Below are 21649 nucleotides of genomic sequence, written 5' to 3'. Positions count from 1 at the left end.
GGACCGTCGGGCTACGGCCAGCCGGGACCCGGGCAGCCGGGGCCCGGACCGCAGGGCCGGCCCGGGTACGGTACGCCGCCGGGCTACCAGTCATACGGACAGCAGCCACACGCCCAGTCGCCGGCGGGGGAGCAGCACGCCGTCGACAATCCCTACGGTGAGAGTCAGGCCGACGGGACCCCGAAGACCAACACTCTCGCGGTGGCGGCGCTGGTCGCCTCGCTGCTCGGTCTCGTGTGCATCGGCATCGGTGGTCTGATCGGGCTCGTGCTGGGCGTCGTGGCGCGCAAACAGATCGCGGCGTCGGGCGGCAGGCAGACCGGCGATGGCCTCGCGCTGACCGCCATCGTCATCGGCTTGTTCATCGTCGTCGTGTGGGTGGCGTACTGGCTGGTCGTACTGTTCACCGGGGTCGAAAGTCCCTGGTCATACATCTGACGCAGACTGCGAACCGTGGCCGTCGACCGCCATTTTGGAGCTGGGCGGTCTCGCCAGGTAGTCTGGTCGGGTTGTGTGCCGCGCCCGCGGGGGCCGATTGGCGCACTGACTCGGGTCGATCGGTGACGCTCTGCGTTGCCAACGGCCACGCAGACCACGTAGGAGAAGGGCTCAACCATGGCTGTACCGAAGCGCCGGATGTCGCGGGCGAACACCCGTAGCCGTCGTTCGCAGTGGAAGGCGGAAAACCCCGCACTGCAGGAAGAAAAGGTCAACGGCGTCCCCGTGCGGATTCCGCGTCGACTCGTGAAGGCCGCTCGCGCGGGCATCATCGATCTGGATCGTCGCTAGCCTTTTCCGGTTGCCGCCTCGGCACCGCGATTTTCACATGGACGGCCGTCCCCGGTAACCCGGGGGCGGCCATTCGTGTGTGTCAGCGGGGGTCGTGGTGCCCGGGTCGTGAGAGGAGTGGAAGGTGCTTCTCGACGTCCTGAACTTCGCGGGTATCGCGGTGTTCGCGGCCTCGGGTGCGATGGTCGGCGTCCGAAAGGACTTCGACATGTGGGGCATCGTCACCGTCGGAGTGCTCACCGGTGTCGGAGGTGGCGTCTTGCGTGACGTGCTACTCGGCATCAACCCGCCCACTTCGGTCGAGAACTACGGCAACGCGCTGACCGCCACGATCGCCAGCCTGCTCGTCTTCGCCTTCCACCCCGCGTTCACCAAACTCCGCAAGTCGATTCTCGTCCTCGACGCCTTCGGCATGGGTCTGTTCGCCGCGACCGGTGCGTCGATCGCGGTCGACGTCGGCGTGAGTTCCTTCGCCGCGACCGCCGTCGGGCTCATGACCGCGATCGGCGGAGGTGTCCTGCGTGACGTGATCTCCAACGAGATCCCACTGCTCCTCCAGCCCGCCGACCTCTACGCGATCCCGGCCCTGCTCGGCGCCACGATCGTCGCGGTCGGCTCGTATCACACCCCGGTGCCCCAGTGGGTCTGGCTGACCGTCGGATCGATCCTTGCCACCGGCCTGCGCCTGCTCGGCCTGAAGTTCGGCTGGCGTCTCCCGACCGCCCGGAACTGACCCTCCGCAAACCCACCCCTTTTCGCCAAACCCACCACCCGCTGGGGTGCTGGGTTTGTCCATCTCTGGTGGGTTTGCAGACGATGGGTCCAGACGGACTCGCCGTGCGTCTGAATACGTATGGAGATACCCACCGATCAGTTCGGACTGGCTCGCCGCGCGAGCATCGTCGGCACCCACACCTCTGACAAGGTGCTTCGCGGGAAGGTCGCGTCCAAAGAGCTGCACCGGCTGTGGCCGGGCGCAATGGCCGACTTCGCCGCCGTCGAGCAGCTGGACGATGTAGAGAAGCATCGGCTCACGGTCATTGCGGCGGCGAAGGCCGGCGACCCGAATCGCATCTTCAGCCATGTGTCGGCGGCCGCGATGCATCGCTTGCCCCTGCTGTGGCCCGACCTGACTCGCGTCCACGTGACGTCGCCAAAGGTCGGCAAACTGAGTGCGCGCGTCATCCGACACCAGGGCGTGGTGGACCCCGGGGACGTCGAGGTCGTCGACGGCGTGACCGTCACCTCGATCGAACGAACAGCCTGCGATGTCGCGCGTCTCGGGACCAGCCGTCAAGCACTCGTCGTGCTCGATGCCGCACTCCGGATGAAGGCCGACGCCGAACGGATGCAGGCGATCCTCGAGTCATGCCGGCGCTTCAAGGGCGTCGAGATGCTGCGCCGGATGTTGCCGCATGCAAACGCGCTGTCCGAGAGTGTCGGCGAATCCCTCAGTCGCGCAGTGATGCTCGACTTCTCGGATCTGCCCGTTCCGCAACAGCAAGTGCGGATCGTCGACGATCGCGGCGAGTTCATCGCACGTGTCGATTTCCTGCTGGCGGACAAGGTGATCGGTGAGTTCGACGGACTGGTCAAGTACAACGGAACCTTCGACGGGAAGCCGGCCTGGCAGACCGTCGTCGACGAGAAGATCCGCGAGGACAAGCTTCGGGCGCAGGGTTATACGGTCGTCCGTTGGACGTGGAAGGACCTGCGCGACGAGGCCCGTTTCCACGCGACGCTGGTCAAGGCGCTTCGCGCGGCCGGCGTTGCCTGAACCCCGCAAACCCACCACCGATCGCCAAACCCACCACCGACGGGGGTGCTGGGTTTGGCGAAAAGGGGTGGGTTTGCGGAGGAGGCTACTGCGCGATGAACTTGTTGACGGTCCGGTTCAGAAAGTTCGGGATGAACTTCGCGGCGTTACCGAGGAAGAGGGTCTGGGCGCCGACGGAGTAGCTGGTGCGGTGCAGCAGCTTGTCCTGGCGGGTGGGGTGCACGGATTCCCAGACCTTGTCGGCGACCTGCTCGGGGGTGATGCGGATGCCCAGGGTCTTGGTGGACTTGGCGCCGCCGGTGGCCAGCGCGGTCTTGGCCCACAGCGGCCAGATGCTGACGGCGCGGATGTCGTCGTGCTCCCACTCGAGTTCGAGGGCCTCGGTGAACCCGCCGACGAAGAACTTGGTGGCCGAGTAGACGGCGATACCGGGCTGTCCGTAGATCGCCGACGCAGATGCGATGTTCACCAGATGCGCACCTGGGGTCTTCTTCAGATACGGGTAGGCGGCCTGCGCGCCCAGGGCGACACCGAGTGCGTCGATGTCGATCTGGCGCTTGATCTGCTCGGGTGTGATGTCGTTGATCTTGCCCTCGTGCAGGATGCCGGCGTTGTTGTCGAGGACGTCGAGCGTGCCGCCGGTGTGGGAGGTGAACTCGGCGAGAGCATCGGCCCACTGTTCCGGTTCGCGGACGTCGAGGGTGCCGGTGATCCAGTCGGGGTGGTCGGCCTTCACCTTCGCGAGAGCGTCGGCATCGACGTCGTAGACGCCGATCGTCCATCCCTCGCGGTCGAACCGCTCGGCGGTGGCGAGGCCGATCCCGGCTGCTCCGCCGGTGATGAAGATGGATGACATGCGAACCCCCATGGTTGATCGGTGACGGCATCGACGGCGCTGACCTGCGACAACCGCGTCGTGCATCGAACTTACTCGTCAGTATATTCATCGATCCGTTTACTGCGTCACACTGCGGTGCTATCTTGACAACACACATTGTCATTACATCGATCATTGTCATGGTCGACGACGACCGGAAGGCGAGTTCGCATGACTGCCGCGATGGAACGAACCGAGAACGTCATCAGCATGCGTGACCAGGGCACCGAGGAGGTTTCCGCACGTCTCATGGCGTCGGCCGCCCGCCTGTCCCGGAACGCGATGACCGAGATCGACTGGTCGAAGCCGATGGACCCGACCAAGTACGGGTGCAGCCCGGAGTGGTCGTCGCTGTACGGCACCGACTACTGGGACGAACTGACCGAGGAGCAGCGGATCTCGGTCACCCGCCACGAGTTCGCCTCGATCATGAACATCGGCATCTGGTTCGAGATGATCCTGCAGGAGATGGTCATCCGCGATCAGTACCTCGGTGACTACCACGGGGCCGAGTTCCAGTTCGCGCTCACCGAGGTCGCCGACGAGTGCCGGCACTCGCTGATGTTCGCCAAGGCGTCGGAGAAGATGGTCGGCACCTCCTACCGGCCCTCGAAGAAGGTCGCCCGCCTCGGCAAGATCTTCATGCAGACCGCGAAGAACGAGGTCGCCTACGCCGGGATTCTCGTCGCCGAAGAAGTTCTGGACGTCTTCCAGCGCGGCTGCATGCGCGACGACCGCGTACTCGACTTCATCCGGACGGTCAACGAGATCCACGTCCTCGAGGAATCGCGCCACATGAAGTTCGCGCGTGAAGAGGTGCGTGAGTCGCTGGAAGGCGTGAGCTGGGCACGACGCCAGTTCAGCGCTCTGGCGGTGTCCATCGGCGCGTACTACATCGTCACGAGTCTGGTGCAGCGCAAGGCATTTGCCGATGCCGGCCTCGACGCCGACCGTGCCGTCCGCGAGATGCGGCACAACTCGCACTTCCATTCGATGATCCGCTCGAGCTGCGTCCACCTCATGGAGTTCCTCGACGAGGTCGGACTGCTCACCAAGCCCGCCATGCGGTACTACCGGAAAGCGCACATGCTCTGATGTTCGTCATCACCCAATCATGTTGCAGCGACGCGGCATGCGTGTCCGTGTGCCCGGTCAACTGCATCCACCCCACCCCTGAGGAACGCGGCTTCGGCAGCTCGGACATCCTGCACATCGATCCGGAGGCCTGCATCGACTGCGGTGCCTGCGCCGATGCATGCCCCGTCGACGCGATCTATCCCGCGGACAAGCTCGGCACGCGCGACAAGGTGTTCATCGATATCAACGCCGATTACTACAAGCGCAACCCCGACGTCCGGTCCGGCTGGGTCGCACCGACCGACGACGAGTCGGCGGGCGTCATCTACCCGGACATCCCGAAATTGCCTGCCGGCCTGCGTGTTGCGCTGGTCGGGACCGGGCCGTCGGGCGGATACGCGCTGCGAACACTACTCGACCGGACCGAGGCAACCGTCACCGTCATCGACAAGCTGCCGACGCCGGGCGGACTGGTTCGTGCTGGTGTGGCGCCCGATCATCCCGGCACCAAGGGTGTGCTCCGCGGCTTCGACCTGCTCTACCGCGACCCCCGCGTCACCATGCTGACCAACGTGTCGGTCGGCGACGGTCCGGACGAGATCACCCCGGCCGAACTCGCCGAGCATTTCGACGCCGTGTTCTACGCCGTGGGCGCCAGCGAGTCACGGCGCCTGGGTATTCCGGGCGAGGACCTGCCGGGTTCGACGTCGGCCACCGACTTGGTTGCCTGGTACAACGGCGTGCCCGGTGTCGAGGCGGGGCCGCCGCTGCGTCGGGGAACCGCCGACGATCCGGCGACGGGTCGCGCGGTCGTCGTCGGCACGGGCAACGTCGCGCTCGACGTCGCACGCATCCTCGTGTCGCCGCCGGAGTTGTTGGCCACCACCGACATCGCCGACCGTGCCCTCGAGATCCTCCGCGAACAGAACGTCCACGAAGTGGTCCTGTTGGGTCGTCGCGATCAGGCGTCGGCTGCCTACACGGCAGCGGAATACCGTGCGCTGGCGGAGATCCCGGGCGTCGAGGTCGAGGTGTTCGACGGGTCTGATGGGCAGGTGCCGTCGCTGAACGCACCCGCCGACCCGTCGCGGCGTCGAATCGTGTTCCTGTTCCACAGCACCCCGGAAGAGATCGTCGGCGATCCGCAGGTGCAGGCAGTGACCGTCCGGACCGGCGAGGGTCGGCACCACGTCGCCACCGACCTCGTCGTGCGTTCCATCGGATACCGCTCGACCCCGATCCCCGGGCTGGCCTTCGACGACGAGCGCGGCATCTTCCGCAACGTCGACGGCAGGCTCGTCGACGAGTCGGGTGAGATCGTGCCCGGCGGTTATGTGCTGGGTTGGGCCAAACGCGGACCGAGCGGCGGGATCGGCGCGAACAAGAAGTGCGCCACCGAAACCGTTGAGGACTTCATCGCCGACGCCGCGTCGGGCCGTTTGCAGCGCACCGAGCGTGGCAAGGGTGAGTTCACCGCCCTGGTACGCAAGCGGGTGCGGACCGTCATCGGCTACCGCGGCATGCGCGCCATCGACCGCCACGAACGCCGGCGCGGCCTCGAACAGGGCCGTCCCCGCGTGAAGTTCACCCAGGTCGCCGAGATGGTCGGTGCCGCGGGGTGGCGAAAGGCCTGAGCACCATTCCCTCGTCGTGCCACCATCGGGACACACGATCCATCCTCGGAGGAGGCGCGATGACGTACGAGGGTATGAACCAGAAGTGGCGCGAGCGTTCGCTGTTCGCCGTGTTCGTGACTGCTCTGGTCACACAGAACGCGATCGCGATCCCGTACGTCGCGCGCAACGGGCCGGAGTCGGTGAAGGACTTCTTCGTCGGCGACATCATGAAGACGACGCCGGGCCGTTTCGCGATGGTCGACCTGCTGTTCGTGGTGATCGCCTTCCATCTGTGGGCGTTCGGTGAGGCGAAGCGGCTGCGGATCATGCCGTGGTGGTTCGCATCGGTGGTCCTCACGTTCGGGGTCGGGATCGCGACGGCCATCCCGTTCTTCTTCCTGGCCCGGGAACGCGCGATGCGGCGCTGAATCGGACATCGTCGCTGCTCTCGGGGTTGCGGAGCGGCCGTGAGAACCAGACAACGCTGCCGTAACACCGGGGCAAGTCGCATTTCACGCGGCGCGCGGATAGTGGCGGCATGTCGAGTACTCCGCACTTCCTGCAGGGTGTCTTTCCGTTCGCGGGATCAGGCCTGGCCAAGTCCGGGCCCATCGACCCGGCGTTGACGTTCGTGGTGCCGTCGGGAATGACGGCGCAGCCGTTGTACTTTCGCGGCGGCAACAGCTCCGACGAGCTGATCGTCGTGACGTTGATGCGCGACGGGCAGCCGATGCGCATGTTCCCGATGGGGGCTCGGTCGTCGGTGAACGTGCCGTTGCGGGTGGTCGAGGACGTCGACCCCGACGCGACCCTCGAACTCGTGATCGCGGCCCCCGAGGGCACGAGCGGTGAGGTCGTGGTCGACTTCGGGATGGTCGTCTTCTGATGGCGGACACCCAGCAGCAACGACGACGCCTGGTGGTCGTCGGGAACGGTATGGCCGGGGCGCGCACGGTCGAGGAGATCCTCACGCGCGGCGGCGGCGATCTGTTCGACATCACGATGATCGGCGACGAACCGTACGGCAATTACAACCGCATCATGCTCAGCCACGTCCTGGCCGGTGAAGCCACCGTCGACGACGACGATCTGATGCTCAACCCGATGGCCTGGTACCGCGAGCACGGTGTCACCCTCTACGCCGGCGACCGCGCCGAGTCCATCGACCGTTTCGCCAAGACCGTGACCTGCGCGTCGGGACGGGCCATCGACTTCGACGTCCTCCTCATCGCGACCGGTTCCCATACGTTCTTCCCGAACATGGACGGTCTCCGCGAACCCGACGGCAAGCTCGCGCGAGGTGTGTTCGGCTTCCGGACCATCGAGGACACCAACGGCATGCTGCAGATGGCGGCCTCGCGCGACCACGTGCGCGCCGTCGTGATCGGCGGCGGCCTGCTCGGCCTCGAAGCCGCGTACGGACTGCAGACGCAGGGTGTGGCCGTCGACGTCGTGCATTCACCCGGGCACCTGATGAACCAGCAGCTCGACGAGCGCGGAGGGCGGGTGCTGCGCAACAAGATCGAGTCTCTGGGCGTGGGCGTCCACACCGGCAAGCGCACGACGTCGGTGCTGCGCAACGACGACGGGACGGTCGCGGGAGTCGGCTTCACCGACGGGGATTCGCTGCCGGCCGACATGATCGTGGTGACCGCCGGTATCCGGCCGAACGTGGAGATTGCGCGCGGGGCCGGGCTCGTCGTCGAGCGTGGGATCGTCGTCGACGATCAGATGCGTTGCGAGGACGAGGCGTTCATCTATGCGGTGGGGGAGTGCGCCCAACATCGCAGTGAGGTGTACGGACTCGTCGCGCCGCTGTGGGAGCAGGCCGTCGTGCTGGCCGATGTACTGACCGGCGCGAATCCCCAAGCCGAGTATCACGGTTCGCGGTTGACCACGAAGCTCAAGGTCGCCGGGGTCGACGTCGCGGCGATGGGCGTCAAGGGTCCGGAGCGCGACGACGACGAGTTCGTCCAGTTCTACGAACCGCGTAGCGGCATCTACAAGAGCGTGGTGGTCCGCGACAACAAGCTGATCGGCGCGATGCTGCTCGGCGACATCTCCAAGGCCAACTTCCTCACCCAGGCCTTCGACGAGAAGGTGCCGCTGCCCGACGAACGCATCTCGATGCTGTTCGACATGGGTACGCCGAGCGCGGAAACCGGTGCGGCCGAACTCGCCGACGACGTCCAGGTCTGCAACTGCAACGGGGTCACCAAGGGCGACATCGTGCGTTGCGTGGCGTCGGGCTGCACGAGCGTCGGCGAGGTGTGCGCGAAGACTCGGGCGGGCAAGGGATGTGGGTCGTGCAAGGGGCTCGTCGCCGACATCGTCGAGTATGCGGCCGGCGACGCCCTGACCGCCGACGCCTCGGCAGACTGGTATGTCCCCGCGATACCGCTCACCAAACCCGAACTCATCGACGCGATCCGCCGGCAGAACCTGCGGTCGGTCAGCGAGGTCCTCGAGAAGCTGGCCCCAGAAGGGGAGGACGCGACCGCGAAGATGCCGCTGGCCTCGCTGCTGCGGATCATCTGGGCATCGGACTGGAAGCGTGAGCCCGGTGCGTTGTTCGTCAACGACCGTGTGCACGCGAACATCCAGCGCGACGGTACGTTCTCGGTGGTGCCGCAGATGAAGGGCGGGGTGACCTCACCGGAGCAGTTGCGCAAGATCGCCGACGTCGCGGACAAGTACTCGATCCCGATGATCAAGGCGACCGGCGGCCAGCGACTCGACCTCCTCGGCGTCAAGAAGGAAGACCTCCCCAAGGTGTGGGAGGACCTCGGCATGCCGTCGGGGTACGCCTACGGCAAGTCCTTCCGCACCGTGAAGACCTGCGTCGGAACCGATTACTGCCGTTTCGGTCTCGGCGATTCGACGCAGCTCGGCATCGACATCGAGACGCGCTACCAGGGACTGGAGTCACCGGCGAAACTCAAACTGGCGGTGACCGGTTGCCCGCGTAACTGTGCCGAGGCGTTGTGCAAGGACTTCGGTGTGGTCGCGATCGGCGAGGGCAAGTGGGAGATCTACGTCGGCGGTGCCGCAGGCGCCCACATCCGCAAGGGCGACCTCCTCGCGACCGTGGATTCACCCGACGAGGTGATCCGGTTGTGCGGCATCTTCATCCAGTACTACCGCGAGCAGGGCAAGTGGCTCGAGCGGACGTACGCGTTCGTACCGCGCATCGGCATCGACGAACTGCGCGCGATCATCGTCGACGACCGTGACGGTCTGGTCGCCGGGCTGCAGGAGCGCATCGACGAGGCCGTCGCCGCCTACGTCGACCCCTGGCTCGATCGCGCCGAACCGAAGTCGCCGGCACAGTTCACCCCGGCCCTGCCGTTGCTCCCGTTGCCGCAGGTGCCGGTCCGATGACCAGCATCGCCGAACCCGGAGTGGTGGTCATCGGGGCTGTCGCCGACCTGGAACTCGGTGAGAGTCGCGCCTACGTCGTGGACGGCAGGCAGATCGCGGTCTTCCGCATGACGGACGGCACGCTACGCGCCACCGATGCGGTGTGCCCGCATCGCGGAGGGCCATTGGCCGACGGCCAGTTCGATGCCGCCAAGATCGTCTGCCCGCTCCACCAGTACGCCTTCGACTTCGCCGACGGCGCGTGCACGTCGGAGGGCATCGGGTCGGTGACGGTGTACCGCGTCGAGGCACGCGGCGGCGATATCGTCGTCTGGCTCTGAGTTTTTCGCGGCTTGGGCGGAGCGTTAGCAATGAGTCGACCTTGCTCCCTGAGGTGTGAGGAGCGTTAGCGACGAGCCACGAAGGGGTGGCGACCTCGACTCCGCGCCGTCACCCCAGGATCAGGTGGCACCACCAGAGGCGCGACGTTTCTGCGCACCCGGTCGCTTCGCCATCACCTTCAGATGGTCGATCTCGCCGTCGATCGATGCCCTTCTCTTCGCGCGGGACCAGCCGTGAATCCGTCGCTCGATTCGGTAGGCGTCGGCGAGATCGAGTTCCGCGGACCAGGCCAGGCGAAAAGGTCGTCGTTGCGACGTGTACCCGGTCTGCGTGGTGTTGTGTTCGCGGAGTCGCTTCGCGAGATCGCGGGTGCTGCCCACGTAGTACGAGCCGTCGGAGCACTCGAGGAGATAGACCCAAGCCATGGGCGATCTTGCGGTACCGCACTGTTCCGATCGGCGCGCTAACCGGACGCTGTGGATGGTTGTCGCGACGGTGGTGTCGCTGTGCATCTTTGGGTTGCGAGCCCTTCGTGGCTCGTCGCTTCGCTCCTCGCACCTCAGGGAGCGAGGGGTCTGTCGCTTACGTTCCTCGCACCTCAGGGGGCGAGGGGAATGCGTGCTTTCAACCCACTGCGAGCGTTGGCTGCTGACGACGTCGTCTCACCAGCCCTTCGTGGCTCGTCGCTTCGCTCCTCGCACCTCAGGCAGCGCGCCGGGGCTCAGTAGACGTCCCGCACGTACCGCTTGTCGGCGGCGAGTGCCTTGACATAGGCCTCGGCGCTCGCGGGGGAGCGACGACCATATTGCGCGACAATTCCTTTCAGGGTCGCGTCGACGTCCTTGGCCATCCGGGTGGCGTCACCGCACACGTAGACGTGGGCGCCGTCGTGCAGCCACTGGTACAGCTCTTCGCCGTGTTCGACCATGCGGTCCTGGACGTAGATCTTGCGGTCCTGGTCGCGGGAGAAGGCGACGTCGAGGCGGGTCAGAAGCCCGTCACCGAGCATCGTCGTCAGCTCGTCGCGATAGTAGAAGTCGGTGGCTGAATACTGTTCGCCGAAGAACAGCCAGTTCTTGCCGTTGTGGCCCAACGCTTCTCGTTCGCGGAGGAAACCGCGGAACGGGGCGATGCCGGTGCCGGGCCCGATCATGATCATCGGGGTGTCGGGATCGGCCGGCGGACGGAAGTGCGTGGTCGAGGTGACGAAGACCCCGACCTCGGTGTCCTCGGCGTGGTCTGCGAGGAAGGTCGAGCACACGCCGCCGCGCTGGACGCCGCATCGGTTGTAGCGCACCGCGTTCACGGTCAGCTGCACCTCGTCGGGGCTCTCCAGCGGGCTCGATGAGATCGAATACGACCGCGGGGCCAGCGGTTTGAGGACCTGGAGCCATTCGTCGACGTCGGCGTGGATCGGGTGTTCGGCGAGGACATCCACCGATTGCCGACCCCAGGACCAGTCGTTGAACGCAGCCTTGTTGCCCGCCGTCACCAGGGATTTCAGGTCGTCGGAACCCGAACGCTCACCGATGAATCGGACGAGGTCGGGTGTGACCCGCGCGAACTCGAGCCGTTCGCGCAGCGCCTGGTGCAGGGGCATGTCGTCGCCGCCGACCGTCACCGTTCGTCCGCCGTCGAGCCCGCTCCGGTCGAGGAACTCCTCGATCAGGGTCGGATTGTTCAACGGCCACACGCCGAGGGCATCTCCGGCTTGGTAGGTCAGCGTGTCTGCCGGCAGCGCGAACCCGAAGTTGCGCACATCCTTCTGCGAGCCTTCGAGATTCAGCTTCACATTGCGCACGAGCGAGGTGACCAGTGGCTTCTTGCGGGAGTAGGCGGGCGCGGTGCGTACCGACGGAGCTGCCGCGGAATCCGCGGGTTCGCTGACGACGGTGACCCGCTCGTCGGTCACGCCGGAAACCGGCGCACGGTTACCGATGCTGATCGCGCGGATCACGTCATTGAGCCAGCCCCCCGCCCTCTCCTCGAAGTCGGGTTCGCAGTCGACCCGGTCGACGATCCGACGACCGCCGAGCTCCCCGATCCGTTCGTCGAGTTTACGTCCGTGGCCGCAGAAGTCGTCGTAGTTCGAGTCGCCGAGGGCGAGCACCGCATAGTCGACGCCGGAGAGGTCCGGTGCCTCGGCACCGTTCAGCGCATCCCAGAACGCCGAACCGTTGTCCGGCGGATCGCCGTCGCCGGTGGTGGACGTGACGAACAGTGCAGTACCCCGCAGGTCGCCGACCTCGACCTCGTCCATCGACTTCGCGTCGACCCGAAGACCGTTCGCCTTCATCCGCTCGGCGGTCTCGGTGGCCAGCTCCTCCGCGTTGCCCATCTGCGACGCCCACAGCACGGTGATGGTGCTGGTCGAGTCATTCGTATCCGATGGAGGCACCGCCGGCGTTGCGGCATCGGTGCGCGAGAACATGCCGGCCAGCAGACCCGACGCCCACAGTCGGACGTCGGCTCGCAGCGGCGCGTCGGCAGGCACCGTCGGAACACCTGACGGCCCAGCGGAAACGCCCGCGGCCAGGCCGGCGAGGTACATCTGTTCCGCCGGCGACAACTCCGGAACGGGGACCTCCGAAACGCCCAGTGCGGCAGCCAACCCGGTCGATCCATCGACCGGTGGGCTCGCCGACGTCGACCCGGGGACCTTGGTCAACGTCACGGCGCACACCTTCAGCTCGGGCTGCTGCGAGAGCGGGTCCACCGCGTCCGACGTCACGGCGTTGATGGAGAGGTGCTCGCCGAAGACGTCGTTCCAGTGGAAGGGCACGAAGCAGTTGCCGGGGCGTACCCGGTCGGAGATCTTGGCGGGCAACACCGCTCGCCCGCGACGCGAGGCCACCTCGACCTTGTCCTTCGTCCCGATGCCCAACCGCTCGGCATCCTCGGGATGGAGTTCGACGAACGGCTCGGGGTTGAGTTTGTTCAGCTTGGCGACCCGGCCGGTCTTGGTCATCGTGTGCCACTGGTGGGGTAACCGGCCGGTGTTGAGCAGGAACGGATAGTCGTCATCCGGCAGCTCATCGGCGTCGAGGTGGGGCCGCGCGAAGAACTGGGCGCGGCGCGTGGGTGTGGGGAACGCCAGCCGAGGCACGGTTCCGTCCTCGAGGCGGTGCAGGGTCTGACTCCGGCCGTCGTTCAGGTACCGGATCGGGTTACGAGCACCGTCGGCGAGAAGGTCGGCCCCGTCGGACGACGGCGGGCACGGCCACTGCATCGGGGTTCGGCGCAGTCCGTCGTACGTGATGCCCCGCAGGTCGTAGCCGGTGTTCGGATTGGCGAACTGCTTGATCTCGTCGAAGATCTCCTCGGCACTCGAATAGGTGAACGCGTTCGCGTACCCCATCTCGGATGCGATGCGCGCAATGATCTCCCAATCCGGGATCGCCTGTCCGGGGGCACCGAGGGCGGGCTCGAACAGGGTGAGGTTGCGTTCCGAATTCACCATGATGCCGGTTGATTCCGACCACAGCGCGGCCGGTAGCACGACGTCGGCGTACTGGTTGGTCTCCGTCTCGGCGAAGGCGTCCTGGGTGATGACGAGATCGGCGCGTTCGAGCCCCTCGATGACGGTCTTGCGATTGCCCACCGAGGCAACGGGATTGGTGCAGATGATCCAGCAGGCCTTGATGTCGCCGTCGGCCATCTTGCGGAACATGTCGATGGTGCCGCCGCCGACGTCGGTGCGCAGCGTGCCGGGTGGGATGCCCCACGCGGTCTCCACGAACGTGCGGTCCGCCTCGGACAGCACTGACCGCTGGCCCGGCAATCCCGGTCCCATGTAACCCATCTCGCGGCCGCCCATCGCATTCGGCTGACCGGTCAGGGAGAACGGCCCGCTGCCGAGGCGGCAGATCGCACCCGTGGCGAGGTGCAGGTTCACGAGTGCGTTGGTGTTCCAGGTACCGTGCGTCGACTGGTTGAGACCCATTGTCCAGCAGCTCATCCAGTTGCCGGCCTCGCCGATCATCGTCGCGGCGGTGCGCAGGTCGTCGGCGGCGATGCCGGTGATGGATTCGACGACCTCCGGCGGATATTGTGCCGCGAACTCCGGCATCTGCTCGAAACCGTCGGTGAACGACGCGATGAACTCGTCGTCGGTGTGCCCGCCGGTGATCAGCAGGTGCAGCAGACCGTTCAGGAAGGCGAGGTCGGTGCCGGACTCGATCCGTAGGAACAGGTCGGCCTTGTCCGCGGTCGCGGTGCGTCGCGGGTCGACGACGATCAGCTTGGCGCCCGCCTTGACCCGGTCCATCATCCGCAGGGAGAGGATGGGGTGGCAGTCGGCCATGTTCGATCCGATGACCAGGAAGACGTCGGCGTGGTCGAAGTCCTGGTACGACCCCGGCGGACCGTCGGAACCCAGTGACAGCTTGTATCCGGTGCCGGCGCTGGCCATGCACAACCGCGAGTTCGACTCGATCTGGTTGGTGCCGATGAAACCCTTGGCCAGCTTGTTCGACAGGTACTGCGCCTCGAGGGACATCTGGCCGGAGACGTACAGCGCAACGGCATCGGGGCCGTGTTCGTCGACGATGGCCCGCAGCCTTCGCCCGGTTTCGGTGATGACGGTGTCGAGGTCGCTGCGACGCAGCCGACCGCCCCGGTCGTCGCGGACGAGGGGAGCGTCGAGCCGGCCGCCGGAGGTGAGCATGTCTGCGGTGGTCGACCCCTTGGTGCACAGCCGTCCGAAATTCGTGGGGTGATCGGCGCGCCCGACGGTCTTGGTGAGGCCGCCGGACTCGTCGAGCCGCATCTCCATGCCGCAGCCGACGCCGCAGTAGGCGCACAGCGACATCACCGACCGCGACATGGCCGATGGGGACATGACGGGGTGCGTGGTGGGGGAGGCGGTCACGTTCTCCAGCGTCGAAGTCGGATGTTTCGCAACCCGAAGGCCGGCGTTACGCGGCTATCAACTTGATCTCACAGTCGATTGCCGGTGGTGTGAAGGGAGAGAAAACAGCAGGTCGCAAGCAATTCCGAGACCGGATGGTTCCGTTTGCGGCGTTGCTCAGGCGGATCTCAGCCGAGGTGGATAAGACTGTATGCCATGCGCATCCTCGTGGTAGACGACGACCGGGCGGTCCGGGAGTCGTTGCGACGGTCGCTCACCTTCAACGGATACAGCGTCGAGACCGCGGGCGACGGCATCGAGGCACTCGAGAAGATCCTCGCCGATCGTCCCGACGTCGTCATCCTCGACGTGATGATGCCGCGCCTCGACGGTCTCGAGGTGTGCCGCCGACTCCGTTCCGCCGGTGACGACCTGCCGATCCTGGTCCTGACCGCCCGTGACTCCGTCTCCGAGCGGGTCTCGGGACTCGACGCCGGCGCCGACGACTACCTGCCCAAGCCGTTCGCGCTCGAAGAGTTGCTGGCACGGCTGCGGGCGCTGTTGCGGCGGGCAGCACCCGACGACGACGCGGACTCGGAGACGCTCACCTTCGCCGACCTCTCCCTCGATCCGGTGACGCGCGACGTCACCCGTGGCGAGCGGTCGATCAGCCTCACCCGTACCGAGTTCGCGCTGCTCGAGATGCTGATGGCCAATCCGCGCCGCGTGCTGTCCCGCAGCCGCATCCTCGAAGAGGTGTGGGGATACGACTTCCCGACCTCGGGCAACGCCCTCGAGGTCTACGTCGGTTACCTGCGTCGGAAGACCGAGGCCGACGGGGAGTCGCGACTCATCCACACCGTGCGCGGCGTCGGATACGTGCTCCGGGAGACCCCACCCTAGTGGCGTCGTTCTCGCGCTTGCGCGGTCAGCTCACGCGCGTCCTCACCGGCGGCTCCGGAGCTTCCGGGGAGAAGGAGATGCGGGCGCCGATGCCGCTGACGCGGGCGGTGTCCCTACGTTCACGCGTCACCATCTTGTCGGCGACGGTCGTGCTGGTGTCGGTCAGTCTGATGGCCGCGGCCGCCTACTTCGTCGTGTACCGGGCGATGTACAACGAGGTCGACCAGCAGTTGGAGAGTCGTGCCGACGGCATGGCCGCCCTTGCGCGTGCGGGTGTTCTCCGCAGCCAGCCCGAGCAGCTGGTCGCAGGAACCGTGTTCTCCACCAACATCTCGGTCGCCTTGGTGACCCCGAGTGGCCAGACATATCTCATCGGGCAGGTCCCGTTCGAGGACCCCGAACGTGAGATCATCCGCGCGCCACTGGTTCCCGGAACCAATCCGCAGAGTTTGCGCACCACCCGCAACCAACGGGTGCTGACGCGCAAACTCGACGACGGCAACACCCTCGTCCTGGCGCAGAGTCTGATCCAGACCGACCGCGTGCTCAAACGCCTGGCCTGGGTGCTGCTCGTGGTCGGTTGCGGCGGAGTGGCTTTGGCGGCTCTGGCCGGTACGACGGTCGGACGGGCGGGGCTGAGACCGGTGGCCCGGCTCAACCGGGCCGTCGAACGGGTCGCGCGAACGAACGACCTGACCCCCATCCCGGTGACCGGCAACGACGAATTGGCCAACCTCACCGCGAGTTTCAACGCGATGCTCAGGGCGCTCGCCGAATCCCGGGACCGGCAGGCGCGGCTCGTCGCCGACGCCGGGCACGAACTGCGAACCCCGTTGACCTCCTTGCGTACCAACCTCGAACTGCTGATCGCGGCGAGCCGGCCGGGCGCACCGGCCGTGCCCGAACAGGACATGGTCGACCTGCGTGCCGACGTGATGGCCCAGATCGAGGAATTGTCGACGCTGGTGGGCGATCTCGTCGACCTGGCCCGGGAGGACGCGCCCGAGGTGGTCTACGAGGAGGTCGACCTCGCCGAGATCGTCGAGCAGGCCCTCGAGCGTGTTCGACGCCGCCGCAACGACGTCGAGTTCGAACTCGACGTGGCGCCCTGGTACATCTTCGGCGAACAGCACGGACTGTCCCGCGCGGTGCTGAATGTGCTGGACAACGCGGCGAAGTGGAGTCCGCCGGGCACCTCGGTGGCCGTCGCGCTGACACAGACGGGGATGTCCACCGCGCAGCTGACCGTCGCCGACTCCGGCCCCGGAATCCCCGAGGAGGACCGCGGTCTCGTCTTCGAACGCTTCTATCGTTCGACGCAGTCGCGGTCGATGCCGGGTTCCGGTCTCGGACTGGCGATCGTGCGGCAGGTCGTCGAACGTCACGGCGGGACGGTCGTCGCCGACACGTCGCCGCGCGGCGGTGCACTCATCCGGATGACTTTGCCGGGTCGGGCAACTCCCGCGGAACCATCTCCGCAAGTGATTCGTCAGTAAGGGTGAAGCGCCGTACACCGGCGGGTCACTGACGGCCGTCGGCCACATCGCCGACAGCTGTGTGGTTACCCGATGTGACCTGCTGATCGATCCCCTAGGGTTGACCGAAGGCGCTGCACGGAAACGAAGCGTGCCGGCACGGTGCCGGTCAGACGACGAGGAAGAGACGCAGATGACGACTGGCGGTTCGCAAGGTGGCGGTCCGTACGGAGGTGGCCGGCCGGGGCAGCACGAGGCGGGCCAGCAGGCCCACCAGGGCCCGGCCTCGGGAGCGTTCCCCGCGCAGGGCGGCCAGCCCGGTTACGGCGGCAACAACGCACCCACGTCGGTGTACGGCAACCCGGGAACCAGCCCTCTTCCGTCGCAGGGCCCCTACAGCGGTCCCGGCGCGGGCGCCTACTCGCAGCCCGGTCCGGCCGCGTTCGGACCGCAGTCGGGTGCGCGGCCCGCGTTCGGCGGCCCCGGCGGCGAACTGCCGCCGCAGAGCCCGAAGAAGGGTGGCGGCGGACGCCTGGCCGCACTCGGCGCGGGCGCCCTGGTGGTGGCTCTGGTCGCCGGCGGTGCGGGCGGCGCGATCGGCTACACGCTGGCCGACGGCTCCGGCGGGTCGTCGATCAGCACGAGCAGTGGTCCCCTCGGCGGCGACCCCAACGCGAACGGCAACAACAAGCCCGTCGAGGCCCCGGCCGGCTCGGTCCAGGAGGTGGCCTCCCGGGTGCTCCCGTCGGTCGTCTCCATCGAGGTCGCCTCGGCCGGCGCCATGGGCTCGGGATCGGGTGTCGTCCTCAGCGAAGACGGCGTCATCATGACCAACAACCACGTCGTGAGCGCCGGCGGCAACGGCCCCGCCGCCAAGGTCGCGGTCAACTTCTCCGACGGTTCGCGCGCATCGGCTCGAGTGCTCGGCGCCGACCCGATCTCCGACATCGCCGTCATCAAGGTCGACCGGAACGATCTGACCCCGGTCACCGTCGGCAACTCGAACAACCTGGCGGTCGGGCAGGACGTCATCGCCATCGGCTCGCCCCTCGGACTCGCCGGAACGGTCACCACGGGCATCATCAGCGCCCTCAACCGACCGGTCCTGACCTCCCGTGATCCCGGCACCAACACCACCTCGGTGATCGACGCCATCCAGACCGACGCCGCGATCAACCCCGGTAACTCGGGCGGTGCGCTGGTGAACGCCAGGGGAGCGCTGATCGGCATCAACACCGCCATCGCCACCCTCGGTGGAGGCGAGCAACAGGCCGGTGGCAGCATCGGACTCGGGTTCGCGATTCCCATCGACCAGGCGATCCGCGTGGCCAAGGAACTCGAGTCCACGGGCAAGGCCAGGCACGCCAACATCGGTGTCTCCGTTCGCCCGAGTGGTGACTCCGACGCGCCCGGCGCCGTCGTCACCGATGTGACGCCGGGCGGACCTGCGGCGGGCGCGGGTATCCCGAGGAACGCGGTCATCACCAAGGTCGACGACCGTCCGATCGCGTCGGGAGACGCGCTGGTGGCGGCCATCCGGTCACATGCACCGGGGGACACGGTCACGGTGACCTACACCGACGGCGGGAACAGCAAGACCGCACAGGTCAAGCTGGGCACACTCGAGGTGAAGTGACACGCGGCGCCACCGCCGCGACCAAGCACAACCACACAGCCCCGCACGACCGTCCATCGGACGGTCCGAGACGAGAGAGAAAGGGCCTGCCATGTCTGACGCCGGATCCACCGTTCCCGGAAGCACCGCCATCTCCGGCGACACCGTAGAGGAAGGGCAGTCACTGGACGTCCGTCTCGCAGGTGATCCGGGTCAGGTCGATCCGGCCGATGTGGTCGCCGCCGACGCCGCGGCGCGCGAGTTCGTCGCGCGCCACGAGCAGGCCGCGCACCGCCCGCAGGGCGAGGAGATCGGCCGGGCACTGGTCGTCGTCGTCGACGACGAGGCCGCACACGGTGAGGACCAGCGCCTGCTCGGCCCGCTCGTCGGCGAACTCCTCGCCGAGGCGGGATTCCATGTGGACGCCGCCGTCGTCGTCTCCGGCGACGAGGTGGAGATCCGGAACGCTCTGAACACCGCCGTGATCGGTGGCGTCGATCTGGTGGTGTCGGTGGGCGGCGTGGGCGTCGGCGCCCGCGACGTCACCCCGGAGGCCACCGAACCGCTGCTCGACCGCCGGCTTCGCGGCATCGAGGAAGCGATCCGTAGTTCCGGACTCGCCGCCGGAGCGACCGACGGTGGACTTTCGCGCGGGCTGGCCGGAATCTCCGGGCAGACCCTGGTCGTCAATTTGGCCAATTCCCGCGCCGCGGTGCGCGACGGAATGGCGACGGCCGCCCCGCTCGCGAAGTACGTGATCGAGTCGATCAGCGAGTTCTGAGAACCTGCCGCTTCGCCGGCGGGAAACGAGAGCAGCGCTGGACACCTCGGCGCCGACAAGGACGATCGACCGACTGGAAATAGGACGTTCTCTTCGATGACGGGTGACCGAGACGACAACGGAAAACCTTCGATGAGCAGCAGCGATGACGCTGCTGCTCGTCGTGCTGCCCGGCGTGCGAAGCTCGATTCCGTATTCGGGGACGACCTGCCGGAGATCACCAAGGATGAGTGTGGCGAAGATCACAAAGGCCACTCTCAGGATTGGTTCGAGGCCCAGCGACCGCCTCATTACGAGTGAGATGCGAGAACCCGCACATAGCCGCATCAGGGTGTTTATCTGTCGTTAACTTTGCTCCGGCGATAGATCGCGTATTCGGCATTTGTGATGCTGCGAGTCTCCTTTGTGACACGGCTGAGTCCAGCTGTTGCCCGTTCTGAGACCGCTCCGATAACGTTCGCGACGACAACGCTCGGCGCCCCAGTGTCGGGGGCTGAGGGAAGTCCTGCGATCTGTCGCGACTGACAACGCAGCAGTGACCAGGAATTCGATGGATTCTTAACGTCCGCTGAGACATGCGTAAAAGCATGCTTAGTGGTTACTGTGTGGAAACCATCGACGTCGAGGGTCATGACTTGCGGGTGTGAATACATTCCGCGGGGTAACAGCCGAATCCTGTGAGAGGGAACGAATGAGCAAGTTCAGCAAGCTTGGGCTGCGCCGCGCCGCGGGCGCCGTCGCGATCGCCTCGGCCGCGGTCGTGGGCCTGGCCGGCATGGGCGCCGGTGATGCGGCAGCAGGAAAGCTGGCCAACGGATACAAGAAGGCCTCGGGCATCGACGGCGAATCCATCCAGACGTGGCGCACCGGTGAGTTCGCACTCCCGGCCCCGTCGGTCGCCAACAACGGTGCGGGCCGCTCCGCAGTCGTTTCCGGTGTGTACCAGGCCAAGGCCAGCAAGGGTGTCTCCGGCAACCTCGCCGTCAAACTGCTCGTCGGCTGCCAGGTCGACATCACCGGTCTGTCCGGCTCGATCGGTGCCGGCATCGACATCACCGGTGGCATGAACGCATCGGGCGCTCTCAGCATCCCGCTGTCGCCGGGTCAGGTCGCCGTCGTCGACGTGACCGACAAGGACCTCGCCGACAACGGCCAGGCCGCGATCCAGCTCTCGCAGTTCGAGATCTCGGTCCAGCAGTGCGGTGGTTTCGCCTCGGCTCGCACCATCACCAAGGTGATCGGCGCCAAGGGTTACAGCACCGACGACGGCACCGTCAGCGGTGAGGGCTCCCTCATCCAGTCGACCCTGTACGGCCAGCCCTTCAGCCTCAACTGACGCGGCGCAGATAACTAGCACTTCCTGACTTATCTGCCCAGCGCAGATTGATATTCCACGAAGGGGAATCATGAAGAAGAACATCACGCGTCGCGTGGTTGCGGCTGCCGGTCTCACCGGCGCCGTCGCGATGGGGCTGACCAGCTTGGCTGCTGGTGGCGCCACCGCCGGTCCGCTGCCGGGCGGCACCGTCACCCGGACCCTGGTCGACGGCACCCCCGTCACCGTCCAGCTCTTCGACGAGTACGTCAACGTCCAGCGCGCCGTCACCAACGTTCAGACCAGCCGTGAGGTGTGGGTCTCGGGCAAGATCAAGGTCACCGTCGGCGGCAAGGCTGCAGGCGGCTCGGTCAACGCCGGTTACCTGGTCGGCTGCCAGGTCAACTTCGGCGCCAGTGCCGAGGGTGGCACGGGCCTGAGCGGCAACCCGTTCGACGGCTCGGGCACCGTCACGCCGGGTGGCGAGGCAGGCGCAGGCTTCACCCTCGGACCGGGCCAGGCCAGCTACTTCCCGATCATCGACACCACCTCGGGTACCGACAAGTCGTACACCGACTACACCGTCAACTCGTACTCCTTCAAGGGCAAGACCGGCGGCGTCGTCTACAGCCAGGAGAAGTTCGGCATGGACGGTTGCGCGGGCTACGCCTCGGCCAAGGCCAAGGTGAAGGTCACCGTCAGCACCGATGCCGTGAAGGGTGTCATCACCCTGTACGGCAAGCCGTTCAGCATCGGCTGATCGACTCGCTGACACACAGCAATTCCACCGCGGGGTGGGAATCCGATTTCGGATTCCCACCCCGCGGTGTTTGTGTGAGGCAGAAGTTCGAGGATGTTCGTCGTCGATGCGTT

21 protein-coding genes are annotated in these 21649 nt (G+C 66.6%); 17 read left to right on the top strand and 4 right to left on the bottom strand.

What is annotated here, in order from left to right; translation table 11 throughout:
• From GONAM_RS22965 to GONAM_RS15760, 4 genes are all read left to right on the top strand, one after another.
• On the top strand, positions 1–438 hold a 438-nt coding region (locus tag GONAM_RS22965), incomplete at its 5' end, for a DUF4190 domain-containing protein (RefSeq protein WP_006867758.1).
• A gap of 177 nt (positions 439–615) precedes the next feature.
• Complete coding sequence (gene rpmF, locus GONAM_RS15770; RefSeq protein WP_005193867.1) at positions 616–789, top strand: 50S ribosomal protein L32; 174 nt, start codon at positions 616–618, stop codon at positions 787–789.
• 124 nt (positions 790–913) lie between these two features.
• On the top strand, positions 914–1522 hold the full coding sequence (locus GONAM_RS15765; protein ID WP_006867757.1) for a trimeric intracellular cation channel family protein: 609 nt from the start codon (positions 914–916) through the stop codon (positions 1520–1522).
• A gap of 120 nt (positions 1523–1642) precedes the next feature.
• On the top strand, positions 1643–2566 hold the full coding sequence (locus GONAM_RS15760; protein WP_006867756.1) for a type IV toxin-antitoxin system AbiEi family antitoxin: 924 nt from the start codon (positions 1643–1645) through the stop codon (positions 2564–2566).
• Here the strand turns inward: GONAM_RS15760 and GONAM_RS23105 are convergent.
• Both GONAM_RS23105 and GONAM_RS15755 read right to left on the bottom strand, forming a co-directional pair.
• On the bottom strand, positions 2535–2603 hold the full coding sequence (locus tag GONAM_RS23105; protein ID WP_083876433.1) for a PEP-CTERM sorting domain-containing protein: 69 nt from the start codon (positions 2601–2603) through the stop codon (positions 2535–2537). The genes GONAM_RS15760 and GONAM_RS23105 overlap by 32 nt on opposite strands.
• A gap of 48 nt (positions 2604–2651) precedes the next feature.
• Positions 2652–3422 (bottom strand): SDR family oxidoreductase, encoded by a 771-nt coding sequence (locus GONAM_RS15755; RefSeq protein WP_006867755.1) that lies wholly within the window; start codon positions 3420–3422, stop codon positions 2652–2654.
• Positions 3423–3614: 192 nt separating this feature from the next.
• Between GONAM_RS15755 and GONAM_RS15750 the strand changes: the two genes are divergently transcribed.
• From GONAM_RS15750 to GONAM_RS15725, 6 genes are all read left to right on the top strand, one after another.
• Positions 3615–4538, top strand: coding sequence for an AurF N-oxygenase family protein (locus tag GONAM_RS15750; RefSeq protein WP_006867754.1), 924 nt, complete (start codon positions 3615–3617; stop codon positions 4536–4538).
• The gene (locus GONAM_RS15745) at positions 4538–6154 is read left to right on the top strand and encodes a 4Fe-4S binding protein (protein ID WP_006867753.1); all 1617 of its coding nucleotides are present in this window, start codon (positions 4538–4540) and stop codon (positions 6152–6154) included. Before GONAM_RS15750 ends, GONAM_RS15745 begins: the two co-directional genes overlap by 1 nt.
• A gap of 59 nt (positions 6155–6213) precedes the next feature.
• Positions 6214–6564: a DUF2834 domain-containing protein gene (locus GONAM_RS15740; RefSeq protein ID WP_006867752.1), complete on the top strand. Its 351-nt coding sequence runs from the start codon at positions 6214–6216 to the stop codon at positions 6562–6564.
• A gap of 110 nt (positions 6565–6674) precedes the next feature.
• Positions 6675–7022 (top strand): hypothetical protein, encoded by a 348-nt coding sequence (locus GONAM_RS15735; RefSeq protein ID WP_006867751.1) that lies wholly within the window; start codon positions 6675–6677, stop codon positions 7020–7022.
• The gene (gene nirB, locus GONAM_RS15730; RefSeq protein WP_006867750.1) at positions 7022–9517 is read left to right on the top strand and encodes a nitrite reductase large subunit NirB; all 2496 of its coding nucleotides are present in this window, start codon (positions 7022–7024) and stop codon (positions 9515–9517) included. The genes GONAM_RS15735 and nirB overlap by 1 nt, the downstream gene beginning before the upstream one ends.
• Positions 9514–9837 (top strand): Rieske (2Fe-2S) protein, encoded by a 324-nt coding sequence (locus tag GONAM_RS15725; RefSeq protein ID WP_006867749.1) that lies wholly within the window; start codon positions 9514–9516, stop codon positions 9835–9837. The genes nirB and GONAM_RS15725 overlap by 4 nt, the downstream gene beginning before the upstream one ends.
• A 120-nt stretch (positions 9838–9957) precedes the next feature.
• Here the strand turns inward: GONAM_RS15725 and GONAM_RS15720 are convergent, their stop codons facing one another.
• Together GONAM_RS15720 and GONAM_RS15715 are read right to left on the bottom strand one after the other, a co-directional pair.
• Positions 9958–10263: a GIY-YIG nuclease family protein gene (locus tag GONAM_RS15720; protein ID WP_006867748.1), complete on the bottom strand. Its 306-nt coding sequence runs from the start codon at positions 10261–10263 to the stop codon at positions 9958–9960.
• A 296-nt stretch (positions 10264–10559) separates the two neighbouring features.
• Entirely contained in the window at positions 10560–14648 is a 4089-nt protein-coding gene (locus GONAM_RS15715) for a bifunctional nitrate reductase/sulfite reductase flavoprotein subunit alpha (RefSeq protein WP_006867747.1), read from the bottom strand.
• A gap of 255 nt (positions 14649–14903) precedes the next feature.
• Here GONAM_RS15715 and GONAM_RS15710 point away from each other — a divergent pair, with 255 nt between their 5' ends.
• From GONAM_RS15710 to GONAM_RS15685, 7 genes are all read left to right on the top strand, one after another.
• Positions 14904–15590 carry a response regulator transcription factor gene (locus GONAM_RS15710; RefSeq protein WP_006867746.1) on the top strand — a complete coding sequence of 229 codons (687 nt, stop codon included), beginning with the start codon at positions 14904–14906 and terminating at the stop codon, positions 15588–15590.
• Positions 15590–17086, top strand: a complete 1497-nt coding sequence (locus tag GONAM_RS15705) for a HAMP domain-containing sensor histidine kinase (protein ID WP_006867745.1) — start codon at positions 15590–15592, stop codon at positions 17084–17086. The genes GONAM_RS15710 and GONAM_RS15705 overlap by 1 nt, the downstream gene beginning before the upstream one ends.
• A 172-nt stretch (positions 17087–17258) precedes the next feature.
• Positions 17259–18701, top strand: coding sequence for a S1C family serine protease (locus GONAM_RS15700; RefSeq protein WP_006867744.1), 1443 nt, complete (start codon positions 17259–17261; stop codon positions 18699–18701).
• A 91-nt stretch (positions 18702–18792) separates the two neighbouring features.
• A complete protein-coding gene (locus tag GONAM_RS15695; protein WP_006867743.1) occupies positions 18793–19461 on the top strand; it encodes a MogA/MoaB family molybdenum cofactor biosynthesis protein in 669 nt (222 codons plus the stop codon).
• A 132-nt stretch (positions 19462–19593) separates the two neighbouring features.
• A complete protein-coding gene (locus GONAM_RS22785) occupies positions 19594–19761 on the top strand; it encodes a hypothetical protein (RefSeq protein ID WP_174310941.1) in 168 nt (55 codons plus the stop codon).
• Positions 19762–20152: 391 nt separating this feature from the next.
• The gene (locus GONAM_RS15690; protein ID WP_006867741.1) at positions 20153–20797 is read left to right on the top strand and encodes an MspA family porin; all 645 of its coding nucleotides are present in this window, start codon (positions 20153–20155) and stop codon (positions 20795–20797) included.
• 70 nt (positions 20798–20867) lie between these two features.
• Positions 20868–21536 carry an MspA family porin gene (locus GONAM_RS15685; RefSeq protein WP_006867740.1) on the top strand — a complete coding sequence of 223 codons (669 nt, stop codon included), beginning with the start codon at positions 20868–20870 and terminating at the stop codon, positions 21534–21536.
• The last annotated feature ends 113 nt before the right edge of the window (positions 21537–21649 follow it).

The organism is Gordonia namibiensis NBRC 108229, from assembly GCF_000298235.1.
Lineage (GTDB): Bacteria > Actinomycetota > Actinomycetes > Mycobacteriales > Mycobacteriaceae > Gordonia > Gordonia namibiensis.
This window is presented reverse-complemented; position numbering and strand designations above follow the sequence as displayed.

Excerpts from the sequence above, each read along its gene's own strand:
- rpmF (WP_005193867.1), top strand. The coding sequence starts at position 616 with ATGGCTGTACCGAAGCGCCGGATGTCGCGGGCGAACACCCGTAGCCGT.
- GONAM_RS15760 (WP_006867756.1), top strand. The coding sequence starts at position 1,643 with ATGGAGATACCCACCGATCAGTTCGGACTGGCTCGCCGCGCGAGCATC.
- GONAM_RS15755 (WP_006867755.1), bottom strand. The coding sequence starts at position 3,422 with ATGTCATCCATCTTCATCACCGGCGGAGCAGCCGGGATCGGCCTCGCC.
- GONAM_RS15750 (WP_006867754.1), top strand. The coding sequence starts at position 3,615 with ATGACTGCCGCGATGGAACGAACCGAGAACGTCATCAGCATGCGTGAC.
- GONAM_RS15745 (WP_006867753.1), top strand. The coding sequence starts at position 4,538 with ATGTTCGTCATCACCCAATCATGTTGCAGCGACGCGGCATGCGTGTCC.
- GONAM_RS15740 (WP_006867752.1), top strand. The coding sequence starts at position 6,214 with ATGACGTACGAGGGTATGAACCAGAAGTGGCGCGAGCGTTCGCTGTTC.
- GONAM_RS15735 (WP_006867751.1), top strand. The coding sequence starts at position 6,675 with ATGTCGAGTACTCCGCACTTCCTGCAGGGTGTCTTTCCGTTCGCGGGA.
- nirB (WP_006867750.1), top strand. The coding sequence starts at position 7,022 with ATGGCGGACACCCAGCAGCAACGACGACGCCTGGTGGTCGTCGGGAAC.
- GONAM_RS15725 (WP_006867749.1), top strand. The coding sequence starts at position 9,514 with ATGACCAGCATCGCCGAACCCGGAGTGGTGGTCATCGGGGCTGTCGCC.
- GONAM_RS15720 (WP_006867748.1), bottom strand. The coding sequence starts at position 10,263 with ATGGCTTGGGTCTATCTCCTCGAGTGCTCCGACGGCTCGTACTACGTG.
- GONAM_RS15715 (WP_006867747.1), bottom strand. The coding sequence starts at position 14,648 with ATGTCGCTGTGCGCCTACTGCGGCGTCGGCTGCGGCATGGAGATGCGG.
- GONAM_RS15710 (WP_006867746.1), top strand. The coding sequence starts at position 14,904 with ATGCGCATCCTCGTGGTAGACGACGACCGGGCGGTCCGGGAGTCGTTG.
- GONAM_RS15700 (WP_006867744.1), top strand. The coding sequence starts at position 17,259 with ATGACGACTGGCGGTTCGCAAGGTGGCGGTCCGTACGGAGGTGGCCGG.
- GONAM_RS15695 (WP_006867743.1), top strand. The coding sequence starts at position 18,793 with ATGTCTGACGCCGGATCCACCGTTCCCGGAAGCACCGCCATCTCCGGC.
- GONAM_RS22785 (WP_174310941.1), top strand. The coding sequence starts at position 19,594 with ATGAGCAGCAGCGATGACGCTGCTGCTCGTCGTGCTGCCCGGCGTGCG.
- GONAM_RS15690 (WP_006867741.1), top strand. The coding sequence starts at position 20,153 with ATGAGCAAGTTCAGCAAGCTTGGGCTGCGCCGCGCCGCGGGCGCCGTC.
- GONAM_RS15685 (WP_006867740.1), top strand. The coding sequence starts at position 20,868 with ATGAAGAAGAACATCACGCGTCGCGTGGTTGCGGCTGCCGGTCTCACC.